Below are 18,298 nucleotides of genomic sequence, written 5' to 3'. Positions count from 1 at the left end.
AATTATATCATTTGTTTAACTTAGTCATTTTCGTTTATTGTAATTTCAATTATCTATAGATGTGCCTGCTAATGTGAAACGAACTTTGAGAAAATATATGTACAAAACAGATGGTTTAAGGACTCACCGTGTCGATAGTTTGGTAACACCTCAAACTCTTGCAATTCAATTTCCCGTGTCCGAAAAAATCGCTAATAATGTGACAGCGTCACGGAAGCGTATTGCCGATATTCTCTGCGGGAACGATCCACGGCTGATGGTCATCATCGGTCCTTGCTCTATTCATGATATTGATGCTGCTTTAGATTATGCTCAGCGACTGAACAGATTGCGTGAAAAATACCAGCACAGACTGGAAATTATTATGCGCACCTATTTTGAGAAACCGCGCACAGTGGTGGGCTGGAAAGGTTTAATGTCAGATCCCTATCTCGACGGCTCTTGCCAAGTAAATCGGGGTATTAGTTTGGCCCGGAAATTATTGGTTGACGTCAATGAGTTGGGTTTACCTACGGCAACCGAATTTCTGGATATGGTGACCGGCCAATATATTGCCGATCTAATCAGTTGGGGCGCTATCGGAGCCAGAACAACAGAAAGCCAGATTCACCGAGAAATGGCATCCGCCCTCTCCTGTCCAGTTGGCTTTAAAAATGGGACGGATGGCAACATCCGTATCGCCATAGATGCAATCCGCGCAGCCGGTGTCTGTCACACATTGCTCTCGCCAGATAAGCACGGTCAGATGACCATCTATCAAACCGAAGGCAACCCATACGGCCACATTATTATGCGTGGAGGCAAACAGCCTAATTACAGTGCCAAAGATATTGCTACAGCTTGTACTCAACTACGGGAATTTAATTTACCAGAACATTTAGTTGTCGATTTCAGTCATGGCAATTGCCAAAAAATTCATAAACGCCAACTGACGATAGCAAAAGAGGTGGGCCACCAGATTCAAGAAGGCTCTACCGCTATTGTCGGTGTGATGGCTGAAAGTTTTCTGGTTGAAGGCACCCAGAGAGTCATTCAGGGACAACCGCTAAATTACGGTCAATCGATCACAGATCCTTGTCTAAACTGGCAAGATACAGAACAGCTTATTGACATTCTCGCCGAAGCAGTAAGTTACCGTTTTTGAATCCTTATTCCGAGTTAGCCTTTTTCATTCATAAAAGGCTAACTGACAACACATTAATTAAATTTCATTAATGTGTTGATCCTGACCACCAAAAATATTGCTTGAAGTCACCTCTTTATATAACGATAATAATTCTCACTATGATAATAGTTAGTATTCGCAAAGTGGTTTTATGAGTAAAATATGTCACCAACATTCTTGCATTGCACTTGAAAAACAATGCAACACCTATCCTGCTGAAATTGTAGAAATTGGCTACATTGACAGTAAACAACTATTAGGTGAGCTAGGAATTACCAGAATTCGTCACCAAGGAGAATTCTACCAATTGCGCCAAACTAAAGCCGGTAAGCTGATACTAACTAAATAAACTAATAACTCAGCCAGCCACCCAGATCGCGTATCGGGGCAGCCAGCTATATCCATAACTCATAAAATATTATTATGGAGATTCGTCTGATGTCTCAATCTGCAAGATCAACACTCAAACTATCAGCCTTAAGCTTGGCAATGATCAGTAGTATTCCCGCTGTTTATGCAGCAACAAAATCGCCCGATTCCGACAGTGATAAATCATCCCACGAGGTGATAACTGTTTATGCAACAGGTAATGAAAGGGATAGTTTCGAGGCTCCCATGATGGTGACGGTAATAAATAATAAGTCACCACAAAGTCAGGCAGCCGGTAATGCTAGCGATCTCATCAAAAAAATACCCGGCATTAATATAGCTGGTACAAACCGTGCTAATGGGCAAGATGTCAGTCTACGTGGTTATGGCCCAAAAGGTGTTTTGACGTTGATTGACGGTATTCGCCAAGGTACCGATACCGGCCATATCAATGGTACGTTCCTGGACCCAGCACTCATTAAACAAGTCGAAGTTGTACGCGGCCCTTCTGCCCTACTTTACGGCAGTGGTGCCTTAGGCGGTGTTATCGCTTATCAAACTGTCGATGCCGCAGACCTTCTGCAAGCTGGTCAAGATCACGGATTCCGCGTTTTTGCCCGAGGTGCAACGGGTGACCATAGCATGGGCTTTGGTGGTGCAACTTTCGCAAAATCGGAATCCCTAGATGGTATATTTGCCTTCAGTACCCGTGATTCAGGCAACATCCGTCACGGTGGTGGTTTGGTTGGCGATAATGATGAATTTATCAGTAATCTGATGGCAAAAGGCAGTTGGAAAATTGATGACAACCAGTCCTTGAGCAGCCAATTACGTTATTACCGCAATGAGGCTAATCAACCTAAAAATCCACAAACACTCACCGGAAAAAATAAAGATCCTAATACTTGGACTGACCGCACGACAACTCAACGTGATGCCCAACTTAGCTACCAATTAAATCCAGCGGAATATGATTGGTTAAATGCCAAAACTGACCTTTATTATTCCGATATCACTATTGATGCCCGTACTAAGAAAAAGGGGTTCGAAGGCCGTAAGCAAAAAACCTATGGCGTAAAATTGGAAAACCGCTCCCGCCTGTGGACAGATAGCCCGCTGGCGCATCAATTTACTTATGGTGGCGAAACTTACAAACAGAAACAGACCCCAAACGGTAATACAGATAGTTTCCCTGACGCTAATATCCGCTTTTATTCCGGCTGGTTGCAAGATGAGATAACCCTACGAGACCTGCCAGTCTCTATTGTCGCGGGTACGCGCTATGACAACTATAAAGGAAACAATTCTAAAGATGAGGCTGTCAGCGCCGATAAATGGTCTTCCAAAGGTGCTATCAGTATCACACCAACTGACTGGTCGATGCTGTTTACCTCTTACGCTCAAGCTTTCCGTGCACCGACAATGGGAGAAATGTATAACGATTCTATGCACTATCCCGGAAACTTCTGGACCCCTAATCCAAATCTCCGTCCGGAAAGCAACGAAACGTGGGAGTCTGGTTTTGGGTTACGTTTCAATGATCTACTAGCAGATAACGACGAGCTGAAATTTAAAGCGAGTTATTTTGATACTAAAGCCAAAGATTATATTAAATCAGATGTGGTCAACCGAGGAAGAAACACAACATCTGTTAATATATCCAGCGCCAAGATCTGGGGATGGGATGCTTCCATAAACTATGAATCCAATCTGTTCTCTTGGGAACTGGCTTACAACCGCACAGAAGGTAAAGATGAAAAAAGCGGTGGATCTCTTGATAACCTCAGCCCAGATACTATCACTAGCATACTGGAAATCCCTATTGCACAAACCGGTTTCTCTGTCGGCTGGGTAGGTCAATTCACCAATCATACTGACTTCAAAGGTAAAGATGCTAGAGGTAGAGATCCTAAACAACAGGCAGGTTATGGCGTTAATGATTTCTATGTCAGCTATCAAGGTGAAGGAATGCTCAAAGGTGTGACTACTACGGCAGTTTTAGGTAATGCTTTTGATAAAGAATACTACTCACCACAGGGAACACCGCAGGATGGCCGCAATGCCAAACTGTTCGTCAGTTACCAGTGGTAATTAAATAAATGTATTTCAAGGAGTTAAATTGTGAATTCTTCACTTTATGAACGTTATCTACAAGCCAAATCTGATAACAAAGCCAAATATGCCCGTGATCTGGCAGCCTATCTGAATGTCAGTGAAGGCGAATTATTACATAGCCGCGTTGGTATCGATGCCAAACGCCTCAATGTTGACGCCCCAACTTTACTGGAAGAGTTAGCTGTTGTTGGTGAAATTAAAGCGATCACCCGCAATGATTTTGCTGTTCATGAACATATTGGCCGGTATGAAAATACACGTTTCAACAGCCACGCAGGGCTGGTCTTGAACCCTCGTGAACTCGACTTGCGGATATTCTTTGGACACTGGAGTAGTGTATTTTATCTGGTTGAACCCGCAAAAAATGGTATGCGCCACAGCATTCAATTTTTTGATCATCAGGGTGACGCATTGCATAAAGTTTATGCAACAGGTAATACTGATATGACAGCCTGGGAAGCACTGATCGAAAAATATCAGACAGAAGACAACCCCGCACTGGTCATCAAACCTATAGAAGAAATCACCTATTCAACTCTAACAAATGAACTGAAAGCACAGCTTGATGAAGAATGGCGAGCAATGACTAACGTTCATCAATTCTTCACGTTACTTAAAAACCATAATCTGAGCCGTCAACAGGTTTTCAACGCGGTACAGGATGATCTGGCTTACAAGGTGGAAAATTCTGCACTAAATGAACTTATCAACACCGCTTATAACGATCAGAATGAAATCATGATCTTCGTCAGCAATCATGGTTGCGTACAAATTTTCACCGGAAAGCTGGAACGCCTGATGCCCCATCAGGAAGAAAACTCAGATCAGAAATGGATTAATATCTTTAACCGCAATTTCACACTACATTTAATAGAGAGTGCTATTGCTGAAAGCTGGGTAACCCGTAAACCAACAGAGGATGGCTTTGTCACCAGCCTTGAGCTATTTGATGCTAATGGCGATCAAATTGCTCAACTGTTTGGTCAGCGTACAGAAGGCACTCCTGAACAAACTCAGTGGCGTGAGCAAGTGGCTGCTCTGCCAAAACTGCAATCAATACAGGAAGAGCGTGTAGCATGAAACAATGGCTTCTGACATTTGTCCTTGCGGTATCATCGTTCAGTGCTTTTTCCACTGAACGGATCGTCACTATCGGTGGCGATGTATCTGAAATTGTTTTTGCACTTGGTGAAGGTGAAAGAGTTGTCGCCAGAGACAGCACCAGCCAGAAACCAACCGAATTGCTTGCCTTACCCGATGTCGGCTATATGAGAATGCTTAATCCTGAAGGTATTCTCTCTATGAATCCGACACTGGTTCTAACCAGTGAGTTGGCAAAACCTTCACTGGCACTTAAGCAGCTCCAGGATTCTGGTGTAGAAGTGATTCAGATAACCGGAAAAGCAGCGTTAGAAGCCGTTCCTGAAAAAATTAAGACCGTCGCTAAGGCGGTCAATCAGACTGAACGTGGCGAACAACTGATTCAACAATATCAAAAAGCGCTGACGGAAATACCAACAACTACCTTGCCGACCCGTATTCTGTTTGTAATGAGTCACGGGGGTATCATGCCAATGGCTGCCGGCCAAAAAACCGCAGCGGACAAAATGATTCGCGCTGTTGGTGCCACTAATGCTATGCAAGGTTTCAACAATTACCGCCCACTTTCCCAGGAAGGTGTTATTGCCAGCGCACCAGATCTGTTATTAGTGACGGAGGATGGTATTAAATCAATGGGCGGTTTGGATAAAATCTGGCAATTACCCGGATTGAAACACACCCCTGCCGGCCAGAAACAACAAGTTTTAATTGTCGATGATATGGGGCTACTCGGTTTTGGCCTCAATACCCCCTCAGTAATGAAACAACTCAGACAGGCGGCGGAGAAGACTCAATGAGCCGTATGAAGTCTCCGGGATTGGGTTTGGCGTTTCTTTGTTTGTTATTGTCCGGGTTGGCTATTGGTTCTGCCAATATTGGTGCATTATCATTATCTTTCAAGACATTATGGGAATCCTCCCTTGGTGACCCCCAGTGGCAAATCTGGCTGAATATCAGATTACCAAGGGTGCTATTAGCCATACTGGTTGGTTGTGCTTTAGCTACTTCCGGGGCTGTAATGCAAGGATTATTTCGCAATCCACTAGCTGATCCTGGCCTACTAGGTATCAGCAGTGGAGCCGCACTGATGGTTGCAATGGCAATTGTTCTGCCAATTAGCCTGCCATCTGCAATTGCTGTGTACGGACATATTATTGCCGCTTTTATTGGCAGCCTGTTAATTTCATTACTGATTTTTTCACTCAATAAATATAACTACGGAAATCTGGCCCGCTTATTACTAGCCGGGATTGCTATCAATGCCCTTTGTATGTCTGCTATTGGTGTCCTGAGCTATATCAGTGACGATCAACAGCTACGACAATTCTCCTTATGGATGATGGGTTCACTCAGCCAGATAGAGTGGCCGACGTTGGCAATTACAGCTTCTTTAATTATTCCCGCCATTATCCTCACTTTCAGCCAAGCCCGTAAACTGAATCTGTTGCAATTAGGAGATGAAGAGGCCCACTATCTTGGTATAAATGTCCAACGCACTAAATTCCAGTTATTACTACTCAGTGCCCTACTTATTGGCAGCGCTGTTGCACTAAGCGGGGTTATTGGATTTGTTGGGTTGGTTATCCCGCATTTGATCAGAATGCGATTTGGTGGTGATCATCATTGGCTACTTCCCGGTGCTGCTTTAGGCGGAGCTTCTCTTCTACTTACCGCAGATACACTCGCAAGAACCTTGGTCTCACCAGCAGAAATGCCCGTTGGCCTAATCACTGGTTTGATCGGCGGTCCATATTTTCTATGGTTGATACTCAAACAACCGGGGAGCCGCACATAATGGATGCCGTAAAAAATAATATTTCTCTACAAGCACAGAATTTAAGTTATTCAATTGGCAACCAGAAAATAATTGATAATGTTTCGCTCTCGGTAGATAAAGGTGAGATTGTCGCCATCATTGGGCCAAATGGCGCAGGGAAATCCACATTATTGCGACTATTAACGGGATATATAAAACCTGAGCATGGGCAATGCTATTTACATGGAATACCCATTGAACAATGGCCGGCTGAACAATTAGCCCGCACTCGTGCCGTCATGCGTCAACATAGTTCCCTCTCCTTCCCTTTCAGTGTGGAAGAAGTGGTCGCCATGGGGCGCTCTCCTCATGGTATTCATCATAAACAGACAGCAATTGATACTGTTATTGAGCAAACGGATTGCCAAGAGTTACGTCACCGTGACTACCGGCAACTCTCCGGTGGTGAGCAGCAAAGAGTACAACTCGCTCGTGTCCTTGCCCAACTTTGGCATCCAACACCAATAGAGTGTTGTTTGTTTCTTGACGAACCGACATCAGCCCTGGATCTCTACCACCAGCAACATACTTTGCGTCTGCTTTACCGACTGACACGGGAACAACCTATGGCTATGTGCTGTGTTCTACATGATTTGAATCTTGCTGCTCTCTATGCAGATAAAATCTTTCTATTACATAAAGGGAAGTTAGTCGCTGCGGGTACACCAGAAGAAGTACTGAATGATCATACTCTGAGAAAATGGTATCAAGCAGATCTTGGCATTACCCGCCATCCTGAAACTCAACAACCTCAGATTTATTTGAGGCAATAATAGTAAATTCGACAGGCAAATTATTTCAATCGCTTGCCTGTCTTACTCTTTACTTACGAAATTTTATTGCATCAGGCAGATACCAAAAAGTTGAAATCAAGCACAAGCAATAACCCAGAAGTTCACACCCTTCCTCAACCATATTTTTTGCTGTTCGATCAAAATGTTCGAGCATCAAGCCTTTCCATAATTCTCCCATACCAAACAAACGGGAAAAAACCAGTACACACAAAATACCTGCAACCATCATGCTGTAACTTTGATGGCGCGTAAAATGAATAAGCCCAACCAACGTATCCCTACCTTTATAAGCCGCGTAAAAAATACAAATTAGCGCTAACGGAATAGCAATCCACGCCCAAGCACCATGAAATATTTCATCAAATATAGCATCTAGCTCTCTTATCAATAAACAAGCAAAAAAACCTGATATCAAGACTAATGCAGGACGTAATTGACTATTCTTTTTTGCTTCCAGCAGAAATACAGCAGAAATAACAAACAGGATACTCTCCTGAGCAATTTCAGTTAATGAGCTCTCCTTCACTGCATTCTGCAAATAGATAACATCGATAAAGAGTAAGCCTATAACCATGGCTAAAATCAGAGCATAAAGAACAAAAAATGCCAACTTTTTAGTTAAAAAAGCCAAGTCCGATTGCATTACAACCTCCATTAAATTAAATAACGAACGATGATACTGTTTTAAATAAATTAGTGAAGATCATTTGATGCTACTTATTATTAAAACAAAGGAAATTTGCATAAATGATAATAATTATCAATTATAAATAGCATTTTTTGCCTATAGATATCCCGGATTTATTTTAAAATACACTCATTAATAACTATCGTTATTATCTTTATGAAAATAACTAACGAAATCTAATATTTTAGCAACTAGCCCACCATCAGTGGGAGGTGAAAATGTCAGAAAGTGTAGTAAATGATATTGTCAGATGGCTCGAAACTCAGCTCCAACGTAACGAAGGTATAAAAATAGCGACCATTGCTGACAGAAGCGGTTATTCAAAGTGGCATCTACAAAGAGTGTTTAAAGAAGTGAAAGGCTATACCCTGGGTGAATATGTTCGTAAGCGGCGTTTACACGAAGCAGCAAGATCTCTGCGTGAAGAAAGCCTACCAATCCTTGATATTGCCTTACAGTATGGTTTCAGTTCTCAGGCAACATTTACCCGGATCTTCAAAAAGCACTTTAATACCACTCCCGCTAGATTTAGAGAAAATGGTAATCTACCTGACTTAAAGTACTTCTTAGGTCATAAGCAATAACCGAGAGCGCCTAATAACCCTATTGATAGTATTCGCTAATGGTCAATATTTTATTGACCATTTAACTCTTATACTATTTGAATTCACTAACACCCTAATAGATCAAAGAACCAAATAAGGATTTTCCAGATAACTATTGGCTAGTCCCGTTTTATTTTCTAGAAATGGAGAACAAATTCCCATAAGTCTTCTAGAACAATTATCACATATACCAACATAAGTGATTTCGGATAATAACTTTATTAAATGACAATAAAATCCATTCGATTTTATAATCTACAATAAATAAACTGATTAATATAATTAAAAAATAAAAATATTCTCATACAAATCATAACCATAATATATAGTATTCTTTATTCAACCAGCAGATAAAAAACACTAAAAACCGATCATAAATATTAAAACACTGCTCCTAAAATTTAGGGTATGTTCAATGGTTAAAAAGTAAAAACCCTGAATACTGAACATCAGGGTTTTTATTTATAATTAATTTCAATTCACTATTTACCCCAATAGACGTTATTTTGCAAAAATCGTAAACACTACCCAAATTTAAAATGGAAAATAAAATAAAATAACATAATGGGATAGGATTTTAATACCTTTAACGTAAATAATAGCGAATAATATTTTCTATAAGAATTCTCATTCCTAATTTTTACCGTCCTTATCATCCCCCGGTTTTGCCTGTATCACCTCCCGAATTACCTCCTGTTCCCTTAGCCTCCTTAATTAATACGCCGTTGATATATCCATGTTTATTATATTCATATCCGGTAGTTCTAATAGTGACTTTTTTTGAATTAAGATGTGCAAGAATCAAAGTTATTAAACTACCATTCCCTTGATAACCACCAGCAGAGTTATCCAGAAGAAAATCCCGTGAAGTACCTTTATCATCAACAACTACATGAACATTGTTTCTAGCTATATCTGGAGCAATTTGAATAGAGGATATAGTTACATCAGAAATCGACAAATTAGTGTCAACTATATTATTAGAATTGTTTTGATCAATCATAATATATTATTCCTTATAAGATTAAATTCACACCAAGTTATAAATATAGAAGTTCATATTAAACCGGAAAACTCAACTAATTTACTGAACATCCATATTCAACCATCATAGTCCATACACTTATAAAAAATTAAAACACTTTCTAACTTTAAAAATAGTGTAGAACCAATAGTGCGTCAATAAAATACCAAAGAAAATAAAAACTAAAAAAAATAAACATTCAACACTAATTTATAATAACAAATTAAATTACCGTATGTTTTTTTGTTTTTAACCTAGTGCTAACATAACTCATATATTGTGTTATTTACACTATACCCTTCATCTTTCAAGCTGCTGCTTTGTTGGCTGCTTTCACTCACCCCAGTCACATAGTTATCTATGCTCCTGGGGATTCGTTCACTTGCCGCCTCGCTGCAACTCGAAATCTATTAGGTATAAACATACAGTAAAGAAAAAATCCTCCTAATAGTAGTGGTTAGTAATTATATAATCAACAGAAAATTCAAGATAAAAAATATAACGGACAGATAATCAAAAATTTACATAATCATAGCAGTAGAGCGAGATCCTACTATGCCTGAACATCAATTCACTAAGCAGAATTAGTCATGAAATGCTCACTTCAAAGCAAAGTAATATCTGCGATTATATGGCCGATACAATAGATAACGAGGGAACTCTGTTTCGCATTGAAATCCGATCGGCCATTAAAAATCACTGTTCACTACTTCATAGTAAATTCAACTGACCATGCGTAGGTAAGATAATTAGTATAGGTGATGGTTGCATTACAAACAGCCCCACCACTTGGTGTTGCTCCCTTATTCCATTTCGGAATTTTAACGCCATTAACGTATGTATTTATAAAAGTAGTTGAAAATACGCAAGACTTATTCCCAATTTCATATCGCACTATCGCGTAATTTCCATCAGGTGTAATCGGGCTCTGAACCTGATAACTATTGACTCCTCCGGGCCCTACTCTTGAACTAGGTTTGGGTGTTGCATTGACATAGGTACTGGATTCATTATTAGTAATGATGGTATAAACAGCATCCGTGCTACCAGACGCACCAAGATGCTTAAATGTCACTGTTACCGGCGGACCGGCATAAGCAACACCTGCGGCAGTTAAGGAAGCAGTTGCAAACAGGGCCAACAACGATTTACGTACTAACATGTTAGATACTCTCCTTTATGTTGTTTAGAATGGCTTACTGCGTTTTAATACAACTTTCTCTTCTATTTTTTTCTTCTATAAAGTTATTGGAGCGCACAATATATGCGCCAATTCCATAAAGTAAATTTTCGCTTTATGTATCTATAATATAGACCACTTTGCAGAACTTATTTAAAAAGGTAAGAGGTTCTCCGCCATAAAATCTACAAATACTCTGACCTTAGGGGATAAATGACGGCTTGATGGCCAAAGTATACGAAAAATTGTGGAATTTTCGTTATATTTATCCAAAATAGTGACCAAAGAACCTTCTTTCAACTGTCGGTAAACAGCGATATTCGGCACACAAGCTATCCCAAGACCATGCTCGGCAAAACAGACTTGCGGTTCTAAATTATCTGTCACCATATTGCACGGTAAGTTAAGCTCAATTTTCTTACCATCACGACTCAAAGGCCATACGTTTAATTTCCCATTTGTTGGAAAGCGATATAATAAACATGAATGGCTAACAAGATCTTCCGGTTCTTCTGGAAAACCTGCGGCCGCAAAATAAGCAGGAGAGCCGACAATAACCTGACGGTAAGAACCAAGCACCCTAGACATTAATCTGGAATCACGTGGATCACCGGTTCGGAGTACAGCATCAAATCCCTCTTCAATAACATCCACTATTCGATCGGAACAACTTATATCAAGTTTAATCTCTGGATAAAGGCGATTAAAAGCAGCAAATTTCGGCATAAACAACATACCAACTGACGGTAGGCTAATCTTTAGCTTTCCACTTGGCATTTTCTGCATCTGAGATAGTTCAGTTTCAGCAGCCTCAACCTCATCAAGGATTCGCTTGCACCGCTCAAAGAATAATGTTCCTTCCGGCGTTAATGTGACGGTTCGCGTAGATCGATGGAAGAGGCGTATTCCCAAACGCTCCTCTAACCGAACAATAGCCTTACTAACCGCCGACGAAGAGATGCCAAGTTGTTGACCTGCAACTGTGAAGCTACGGGCATCCGCCGCCCGAACGAACACGTTCAATGATCCCAAACTATCCATATTTCCCCCATTGCTGACAGATTGGTCATAAGTGTTTTGAACATCATCCTACTGTTCACTGGTCTATGGTAGCAAGTAGTATAGGCGTCAGGGGAAATTATCTTATATCTACATATTTATTAATGAAAAAAACAGATAACTCAGGTTTGCTAAATACAAGAATCATCAAATCGATAGAGATAATTTATCCCAGATATTTGATAAATATACCTAATAGATTTCGAGTTGCAGCGCGGCGGCAAGTGAACGAATCCCCAGGAGCATAGATAACGANNTAAACGTCAAAATGGAAAAAGAACAAACATGATAGTTAATAATATTGAATTACCGCAATTTATTGAATAGCCCCTTCCTAAAGGAAGGATTTATAAGACCAGGAAATGATTTTCCTAAGTTGGAATATTTTAATTTTATTCCACAGGAATATCAGCTAGTTAAAGAAGAAGCCAATATGCTCCCCTTTTGGCTTCTCTCCTTAAATAAAGGTATAAAATAAGATGCAATCAACTCTCCCAATAATCAAATGGCGAAAAATATTAAAAACAGAACAGTATCGAAAATACGATATCTCCAGTGCTCAACCGGAAAATGAAAATTGGACAACGTTAAATAACATTAAGTTACCAGCGAGTTTTCAACGAAAAGAGTGCCTACCGGGATTACTCTTTTCACACGTCCGGTCAACTCCCTGGGCTACAGCAGTCATCCACGGTGAAGAGCGACTCAGTTATTTGGAAATGGCAATTGGCAGTGTGCATCTGGCCTGCTATCTGCAAAACCTGGGATGTTTAGCAGGTGATTGCATCGGTATATTTGTTGAACCGTCGATTGAGCAGATGATCGGAGCTTGGGGAATTCTTTTTGCCGGTGGTGCGTATCTACCATTATCTCATGATTATCCAGAGGAACGACTTCGTTACATGATCCACGATAGCAATCTGAAAATTATATTCACCCAAGAAAAATTAAAGGAAAAATTGACCAGATTGGTTGCAGAAAATATCCATATCGTAACGCTTGAAGGCGTAGAGCAATCATTAGAATCCGGTGCCATTACCTGCAACATCCTCCATGACTATCTTAGCCCGGATAACTTGGCTTATGTCATTTATACCTCTGGAAGTACAGGTAAACCAAAAGGTGTAATGATTGAGCACCGCAATATCGTTAACCAAATGTGTTGGTTAAATGAAAAATGCGATTTAAACATTGAAAAAACAATTATTCAAAAAACGCCCATCAGCTTTGATGCAGCTCAATGGGAAATATTATCCGTCAGTTGTGGTAGCCGGGTTGTTATTAGTTCATCTGGAACACACAGAAATATTCCCCAACTCATTGACCTGATTATTCGCCACAACGTGACCACGTTACAGTGTGTTCCCACGCTACTACAAGCACTGATCGATAATCACAAATTCCGGGAATGCCACTCCCTTCGGCAAATATTCATCGGAGCAGAGAGCCTATCAAGAAAACTCGCCACTCAATGTATCCATGCACTACCAAACTGCCTACTGATTAATATGTATGGCCCAGCGGAATGTACAATTAATGCTTCCGTTTTCTTTGTTAATCACTACCCAATATCTGACGAAGTTAATTCCGTCCCTATTGGTAAGCCGGTATCCAATACGGAATTTTTTATTCTCGATCATCACTATCAGCCCGCCTCAGAATATGAAATTGGAGAGATTTATATTGCAGGCACTCAAGTCGCAAGAGGATATCTGAATCGTCAGGATCTCACGGAAAAGCACTTTCTTGAAATTGCGATACCACCAAATACGCAAAAAATCCGGCTTTATAGAACCGGAGACCTGGCCTATTGGGATAAAGATGGGAATGCCCACTTTGCTGGCCGGAAAGATAATCAAATTAAAGTGAGAGGGATGCGGGTCGAATTAGAAGAAATAAAAAATGCAATAGAGGTTATCGATCAAGTGAAACACGCTGCAATTTTGGCAGAAAAAGACCCTCAACACCGTTCAACACAATTAACCGCCTGTATTGAATTAGCAGATGAAACAATACGCCAGCAAGCAAAGTATGACATCACTTCAATTCTGCGGAGTGAACTTAGCAAAACATTACCGGACTATATGTTACCTGACAGATTTTTGTTCCTGGATACCATGCCTCTAACTTCCAATGGAAAAATCGATTTCGACACATTGCAAGCACTGGTCAGCACAGTATCACACAGTCCACAAGTACTCCCAAGCACCTCGACAGAAACACAGATCGTAAAGATATGGGAAGAAGTACTAACGCGAGAAAGCATATCTACCGAAGATGACTTCTTTGCTTTAGGCGGAAATTCTCTGATAGCCGTCCATCTGATACAACGTTTAAATGAAGAATTTGCGTTATCGCTACCTCTCCATACTCTATTTGAGGCCGCAACGGTTAAACAATTGGCAAAAATCGTTGAAGGTGAAGTAACCAGATTATCTTCACGATTGGCCTGCTTACAGGAAAAAGACGCTGGATTACCTGTCTTTTGCTGGCCGGGATTGGGTGGATACCCAATGAATTTACACCTGCTGGCTACACAGATCTGCACTGATCGATCATTTTATGGCATCCAGGCTTACGGAATTAATGAAGGAGAGGTTCCATACTCCACCATAGCCGAAATGGTGACTCAAGACATAACAGAAATCAAAAAATTACAACCTACCGGCCCATACACGCTATGGGGATATTCTTTTGGCTCTGTATTGGCTTTCGAAGCAGCTTACCAATTAGAACGAGCCGGAGAACGTGTCGAAAAGGTTGTTCTAATCGCGCCAGGGCTCTCGAAGATAAAATATCACGTTAATTCCACGGGAACAGAAAACGGGTCTACTTATCAGAACAGTGAGCTGGTATCACTATTATTCTCTGTATTTGCGGGCACTTCTCACAGTTCAGCTCTGAGTGAATGGCTGGCTAACGTTATCGATGAGCAAAGCTTTGTCTCTTTTGTTCATAAGCACTACCCAAACCTGAACCCTACGTTAATTGTTCGAATTGCCAGGATAGTTATTCAAACCTACGGACAAAAATATTCAGCGGCAGAACTGCAAGAACGAATAATCAAGGCGCCAATTACGGTGTTTAATGCACGTGATGATGCCGTTTCTTTTATCGAAGAAGCAACACCATACCTAAAACATCCCCCAGAAAACATCAATCTTAACGTTGATCATTTCGAGGTACTTAAGGAGTCAGGTGTTAACGAATTAGCTCGATTCTTGAGTTGATGGCTTCTGCAAACAACACAATGAAAATTATTTAAGGGGGTTCCATGATTAAAGAAAAAACTGCCACTCATGCGGGCAGTACCCATTTTCCTCTCGTTGCTCTACTCGCGTTAGCAATGACGGGATTCCTTGCGCTTCTCACAGAGACATTCCCGGCAGGCATTCTATCCCAAATAAGTAACAGTTTGGCCGTTTCTGAAGCATTAGCTGGTCAATTCGTTACACTCTACGCAATTGGCTCACTTGTCGCAGCGATTCCACTGACGACAGCAACACAAGGTTGGCGCCGTCGCCGATTACTCTTGATGGCACTCACTGGTTTGTTAATCTTTAATACGCTCACCGCGTTAACATCTAACTATATAGTGGCACTTGCGGCCAGACTTCTTTCAGGTATGGCAGGCGGCTTAATCTGGGGAATGTTGGTCGGCTATGCCCGACGGATGGTACCTGATCATTTAAAAGGACGTGCGTTGGCTGTAGCCGGTGTCGGGGCACCACTGGCACTCTCCCTTGGCGTGCCATTAGGAACATTCATTGGTGGAATTGTTGGCTGGCGTACAACTTTTGGTTTGATGTCTGTTCTAACATTGGTCGTCATCGCATGGGTCATGTTGAAAGTCCCTGACTACCCAGGACGTACTGCCGAAAAACGTATACCGATCAAAAAAGTTATCATTATTCCAGGAGTACGGCCGGTATTAAGCGTTCTTGTTTGTTGGGTACTGGCTCACAGTATTCTTTATACCTATGTATTGCCTTTTGTGACACAGGCGGGGCTTGCTACCAGGATTGATCTTGTGTTGTTAGCCTTTGGTATGGCGTCGTTGCTTGGAATATGGATGACAGGGCTGTTAATTGACAAAATGTTACGTTCGTTGGTGCTGATAAGTCTTGCCCTATTTACATTCGCCTCTCTCATACTTGGTGTTATCGGTACTCTTCCTGTCTTTGTTTTTCTTGCCGTGATCTTATGGGGATTAACCTTCGGCGGTGCCGCCGCCCTACTTCAAACTGCATTGGCCGAATCTGCCGGAGAAGGTGCGGACGTTGCTCAGTCGATTCTTGTTACCTTATGGAATTTAGCTATTGCAGCCGGGGGTATTATTGGCGGGATATTACTTGAAACACTTGGCGCCAGCTCATTCCCTTGGACCTTACTTGTTCTGTTAGTGCTAGCTTTGTTGATCGTCTGGAATTCAGGCAACTATGGCTTCCCTCACAAAGGAATCAAAGGTAAGTGAGCAATATCGGGGTTTGTTTGTGTTTAAATGCAGTTCAAGGCAGCTAAGCCTATGAACTTTACTTACTCTCAAACAAATCCCTTCACTCAATAATGATAAAGGGGATAACATGCCCGGCGAATTCACCTCTTCAACGCAAGAGAAAAAAAATAGCACCGATAACAGACTAACCGATAACACACTAAAAGTTGAAAAGTGCAAAGTTGTAAACCATTCCACTGGAGAAGCTCAGTCTTGTGTCGTCATCGGTGGTACAACACTTGCGATACGTTGTACCCAACAACTTCAAGCGGCCGGATACATAATTGTGGCTATTTTTCCCACGGAATCTCTGTTTTCCGAATGGGCAACTTCTCAAAATATACACTGTGTTGAAGCACTAGAAGATCTCCTGACGCTCTCCAGAACTCAGTCAATATGCTGGCTTTTTTCCATAGTCAATCCAGTTATTCTCCCTGCTCTATTAATCAATCAGTTCTCTCAAGGTGCTTTCAACTACCACGACGCACCTCTGCCACGCTATGCCGGCACTCATGCCACTTCTTGGGCTATCCTTGCCGGTGAGTCTCAGTATGCTATTACCTGGCATTTAATCGGATCTATGGTCGATAGTGGCGATATTGTTGTTCAGCGTCATGTTGATATTAAAAATACCGACACCGCACTTTCACTGAATCTTAAATGTTATCAGGCGGCTGCCGAAGGATTTACCGAACTATTAAACAACCTAGAGAACGGAGACATACCCCGCCGCCAGCAAGATCCTGCTAACCGCTTTTTTTTCTCAAGACGTCGCCGACCAGACGCTGCTGGTTGTCTATTGTGGAATAAAAAAGCTCAGGAATTGTCATCTTTGGTCAGATCTTTAACTTTCGGAGCTTACTATCCTAATCCACTAACATTACCTAAAGTTCTGCTGAGAGATCGCCTGGTACCGATAGGTACACTACAGGTGATGTATACACGTTCCGATCATAAACCAGGTACATTGTTGGGTATTAGCGAGGACCATTGGCTAATGACCACAAGTAGTGAAGATATACGTATTTCGTTTGTTGATAGCCGAGGCAAACCAATAAATGCACTCACCTTAGCCAATCAATGCAAACTTGAAATTGGTGATCAACTCCCCACAATTGAAAGATCAGATATTAAGACGTTAACAGATATACATGAACGACTTACCGAACAAGAGCTATTTTGGCAAAAAAGACTAGCGCGTTTTTCAACACCAATGCTGCCTTTTAGATTACGGGCAACGATAGATAAAATACCGAATTGGCATGTGTCTGAATGGAAAACAGTACTCAATCAGAACTCGCTTATTTCAACTGAGCTCGTTCAACACATTATATGCGCTTGGTTTATCTATTTGGCTCACACATCAAATGATACTCAATTTCAAGTCGGATGGGCGCAAGCAGGAGATGCTGTTCATTCTTCAAAATGGTCCGCCTTTTTCACCATGATTGTCCCAATGGAGATCCATATCGATTTACAGCAACGTCTTACAGAGATTTTAAATTCAATATTGTCTGAACAGCAATTGCTTGAACAACATAGAGTTTATCCCCGCGATATGGTCTCCAGACAACCTGTATTGCGTGCAATCAATCTGTTACATAACAATCGCCCGTGGCCGATTGGTATTTCCATCATCTCTGGTTACCGTGAAGATCTAACGAACAAAGAGGCTATGCAGGAGCTCGCAATTGTCGGCGAAATAATGACATTACAGATTGATCAAAATAAAGGAAGTTTCCGCTTCATATATAACAACAAATTGGTTGCAGCAGATGATATTGAACATGTGGCATCTGATCTGGCACGATTTTCGAATGTCATTGCAGACTCGAAAAATTTAAATATTGTGGCAAATGCACTGCCAATATATACCTAATAGATTTC

At 41.2% G+C, this 18,298-nt stretch carries 15 protein-coding genes; 11 read left to right on the top strand and 4 right to left on the bottom strand.

Annotated elements, in window-relative coordinates; translation table 11 throughout:
- The first annotated feature begins 97 nt into the window (after positions 1-97).
- From KZ793_RS02985 to KZ793_RS02955, 7 genes are all read left to right on the top strand, one after another.
- Complete coding sequence (locus KZ793_RS02985; protein WP_225813351.1) at positions 98-1,144, top strand: 3-deoxy-7-phosphoheptulonate synthase; 1,047 nt, start codon at positions 98-100, stop codon at positions 1,142-1,144.
- Between the two features lie 172 nt (positions 1,145-1,316).
- On the top strand, positions 1,317-1,514 hold the full coding sequence (gene hemP / locus KZ793_RS02980) for a hemin uptake protein HemP (protein ID WP_118986186.1): 198 nt from the start codon (positions 1,317-1,319) through the stop codon (positions 1,512-1,514).
- Between the two features lie 89 nt (positions 1,515-1,603).
- The gene (locus KZ793_RS02975) at positions 1,604-3,625 is read left to right on the top strand and encodes a TonB-dependent hemoglobin/transferrin/lactoferrin family receptor (RefSeq protein WP_225813350.1); all 2,022 of its coding nucleotides are present in this window, start codon (positions 1,604-1,606) and stop codon (positions 3,623-3,625) included.
- Positions 3,626-3,655: 30 nt separating this feature from the next.
- Complete coding sequence (locus KZ793_RS02970) at positions 3,656-4,729, top strand: hemin-degrading factor (protein ID WP_225813349.1); 1,074 nt, start codon at positions 3,656-3,658, stop codon at positions 4,727-4,729.
- Entirely contained in the window at positions 4,726-5,547 is an 822-nt protein-coding gene (locus tag KZ793_RS02965; RefSeq protein WP_118986183.1) for a heme/hemin ABC transporter substrate-binding protein, read from the top strand. The genes KZ793_RS02970 and KZ793_RS02965 overlap by 4 nt, the downstream gene beginning before the upstream one ends.
- Entirely contained in the window at positions 5,544-6,545 is a 1,002-nt protein-coding gene (locus KZ793_RS02960; protein ID WP_225813348.1) for a FecCD family ABC transporter permease, read from the top strand. The genes KZ793_RS02965 and KZ793_RS02960 overlap by 4 nt, the downstream gene beginning before the upstream one ends.
- Entirely contained in the window at positions 6,545-7,339 is a 795-nt protein-coding gene (locus tag KZ793_RS02955) for a heme ABC transporter ATP-binding protein (protein ID WP_225813347.1), read from the top strand. The genes KZ793_RS02960 and KZ793_RS02955 overlap by 1 nt, the downstream gene beginning before the upstream one ends.
- 49 nt (positions 7,340-7,388) lie before the next feature.
- Here KZ793_RS02955 and KZ793_RS02950 read toward each other — a convergent pair whose 3' ends face one another.
- Complete coding sequence (locus KZ793_RS02950) at positions 7,389-8,003, bottom strand: hypothetical protein (RefSeq protein ID WP_225813344.1); 615 nt, start codon at positions 8,001-8,003, stop codon at positions 7,389-7,391.
- Between the two features lie 263 nt (positions 8,004-8,266).
- Here KZ793_RS02950 and KZ793_RS02945 point away from each other — a divergent pair, with 263 nt between their 5' ends.
- Positions 8,267-8,632, top strand: a complete 366-nt coding sequence (locus tag KZ793_RS02945) for a helix-turn-helix domain-containing protein (RefSeq protein WP_225813342.1) — start codon at positions 8,267-8,269, stop codon at positions 8,630-8,632.
- 673 nt (positions 8,633-9,305) lie between these two features.
- Here the strand turns inward: KZ793_RS02945 and KZ793_RS02940 are convergent.
- The 3 genes from KZ793_RS02940 to KZ793_RS02930 all read right to left on the bottom strand — a co-directional run bounded on the left by KZ793_RS02940 (position 9,306) and on the right by KZ793_RS02930 (position 11,898).
- Positions 9,306-9,656: a hypothetical protein gene (locus KZ793_RS02940; RefSeq protein ID WP_225813341.1), complete on the bottom strand. Its 351-nt coding sequence runs from the start codon at positions 9,654-9,656 to the stop codon at positions 9,306-9,308.
- A 727-nt stretch (positions 9,657-10,383) separates the two neighbouring features.
- Positions 10,384-10,839, bottom strand: a complete 456-nt coding sequence (locus KZ793_RS02935) for a hypothetical protein (protein ID WP_225813339.1) — start codon at positions 10,837-10,839, stop codon at positions 10,384-10,386.
- A 171-nt stretch (positions 10,840-11,010) separates the two neighbouring features.
- Positions 11,011-11,898 carry a LysR family transcriptional regulator gene (locus KZ793_RS02930; RefSeq protein WP_225813337.1) on the bottom strand — a complete coding sequence of 296 codons (888 nt, stop codon included), beginning with the start codon at positions 11,896-11,898 and terminating at the stop codon, positions 11,011-11,013.
- A gap of 497 nt (positions 11,899-12,395) precedes the next feature.
- Here KZ793_RS02930 and KZ793_RS02925 point away from each other — a divergent pair, with 497 nt between their 5' ends.
- From KZ793_RS02925 to KZ793_RS02915, 3 genes are all read left to right on the top strand, one after another.
- Positions 12,396-15,146 carry an amino acid adenylation domain-containing protein gene (locus tag KZ793_RS02925; protein ID WP_225813335.1) on the top strand — a complete coding sequence of 917 codons (2,751 nt, stop codon included), beginning with the start codon at positions 12,396-12,398 and terminating at the stop codon, positions 15,144-15,146.
- Positions 15,147-15,190: 44 nt separating this feature from the next.
- A complete protein-coding gene (locus KZ793_RS02920; protein WP_225813334.1) occupies positions 15,191-16,390 on the top strand; it encodes an MFS transporter in 1,200 nt (399 codons plus the stop codon).
- A 109-nt stretch (positions 16,391-16,499) separates the two neighbouring features.
- Positions 16,500-18,290: a formyltransferase family protein gene (locus KZ793_RS02915; RefSeq protein ID WP_225813333.1), complete on the top strand. Its 1,791-nt coding sequence runs from the start codon at positions 16,500-16,502 to the stop codon at positions 18,288-18,290.
- Positions 18,291-18,298 lie beyond the last annotated feature (8 nt).

Origin of the sequence: Photorhabdus antumapuensis (assembly GCF_020387775.1) — a bacterium.
Classification (GTDB): domain Bacteria; phylum Pseudomonadota; class Gammaproteobacteria; order Enterobacterales; family Enterobacteriaceae; genus Photorhabdus; species Photorhabdus antumapuensis.
Note: the sequence above shows the minus strand (reverse complement) of the source record. Positions and strands in the feature narration are given on the sequence as shown.

Excerpts from the sequence above, each read along its gene's own strand:
- KZ793_RS02975 (WP_225813350.1), top strand. The coding sequence starts at position 1,604 with ATGTCTCAATCTGCAAGATCAACACTCAAACTATCAGCCTTAAGCTTG.
- KZ793_RS02960 (WP_225813348.1), top strand. The coding sequence starts at position 5,544 with ATGAGCCGTATGAAGTCTCCGGGATTGGGTTTGGCGTTTCTTTGTTTG.
- hemP (WP_118986186.1), top strand. The coding sequence starts at position 1,317 with ATGAGTAAAATATGTCACCAACATTCTTGCATTGCACTTGAAAAACAA.
- KZ793_RS02915 (WP_225813333.1), top strand. The coding sequence starts at position 16,500 with ATGCCCGGCGAATTCACCTCTTCAACGCAAGAGAAAAAAAATAGCACC.
- KZ793_RS02940 (WP_225813341.1), bottom strand. The coding sequence starts at position 9,656 with ATGATTGATCAAAACAATTCTAATAATATAGTTGACACTAATTTGTCG.
- KZ793_RS02945 (WP_225813342.1), top strand. The coding sequence starts at position 8,267 with ATGTCAGAAAGTGTAGTAAATGATATTGTCAGATGGCTCGAAACTCAG.
- KZ793_RS02985 (WP_225813351.1), top strand. The coding sequence starts at position 98 with ATGTACAAAACAGATGGTTTAAGGACTCACCGTGTCGATAGTTTGGTA.
- KZ793_RS02925 (WP_225813335.1), top strand. The coding sequence starts at position 12,396 with ATGCAATCAACTCTCCCAATAATCAAATGGCGAAAAATATTAAAAACA.
- KZ793_RS02950 (WP_225813344.1), bottom strand. The coding sequence starts at position 8,003 with ATGCAATCGGACTTGGCTTTTTTAACTAAAAAGTTGGCATTTTTTGTT.
- KZ793_RS02955 (WP_225813347.1), top strand. The coding sequence starts at position 6,545 with ATGGATGCCGTAAAAAATAATATTTCTCTACAAGCACAGAATTTAAGT.
- KZ793_RS02920 (WP_225813334.1), top strand. The coding sequence starts at position 15,191 with ATGATTAAAGAAAAAACTGCCACTCATGCGGGCAGTACCCATTTTCCT.
- KZ793_RS02935 (WP_225813339.1), bottom strand. The coding sequence starts at position 10,839 with ATGTTAGTACGTAAATCGTTGTTGGCCCTGTTTGCAACTGCTTCCTTA.
- KZ793_RS02965 (WP_118986183.1), top strand. The coding sequence starts at position 4,726 with ATGAAACAATGGCTTCTGACATTTGTCCTTGCGGTATCATCGTTCAGT.
- KZ793_RS02930 (WP_225813337.1), bottom strand. The coding sequence starts at position 11,898 with ATGGATAGTTTGGGATCATTGAACGTGTTCGTTCGGGCGGCGGATGCC.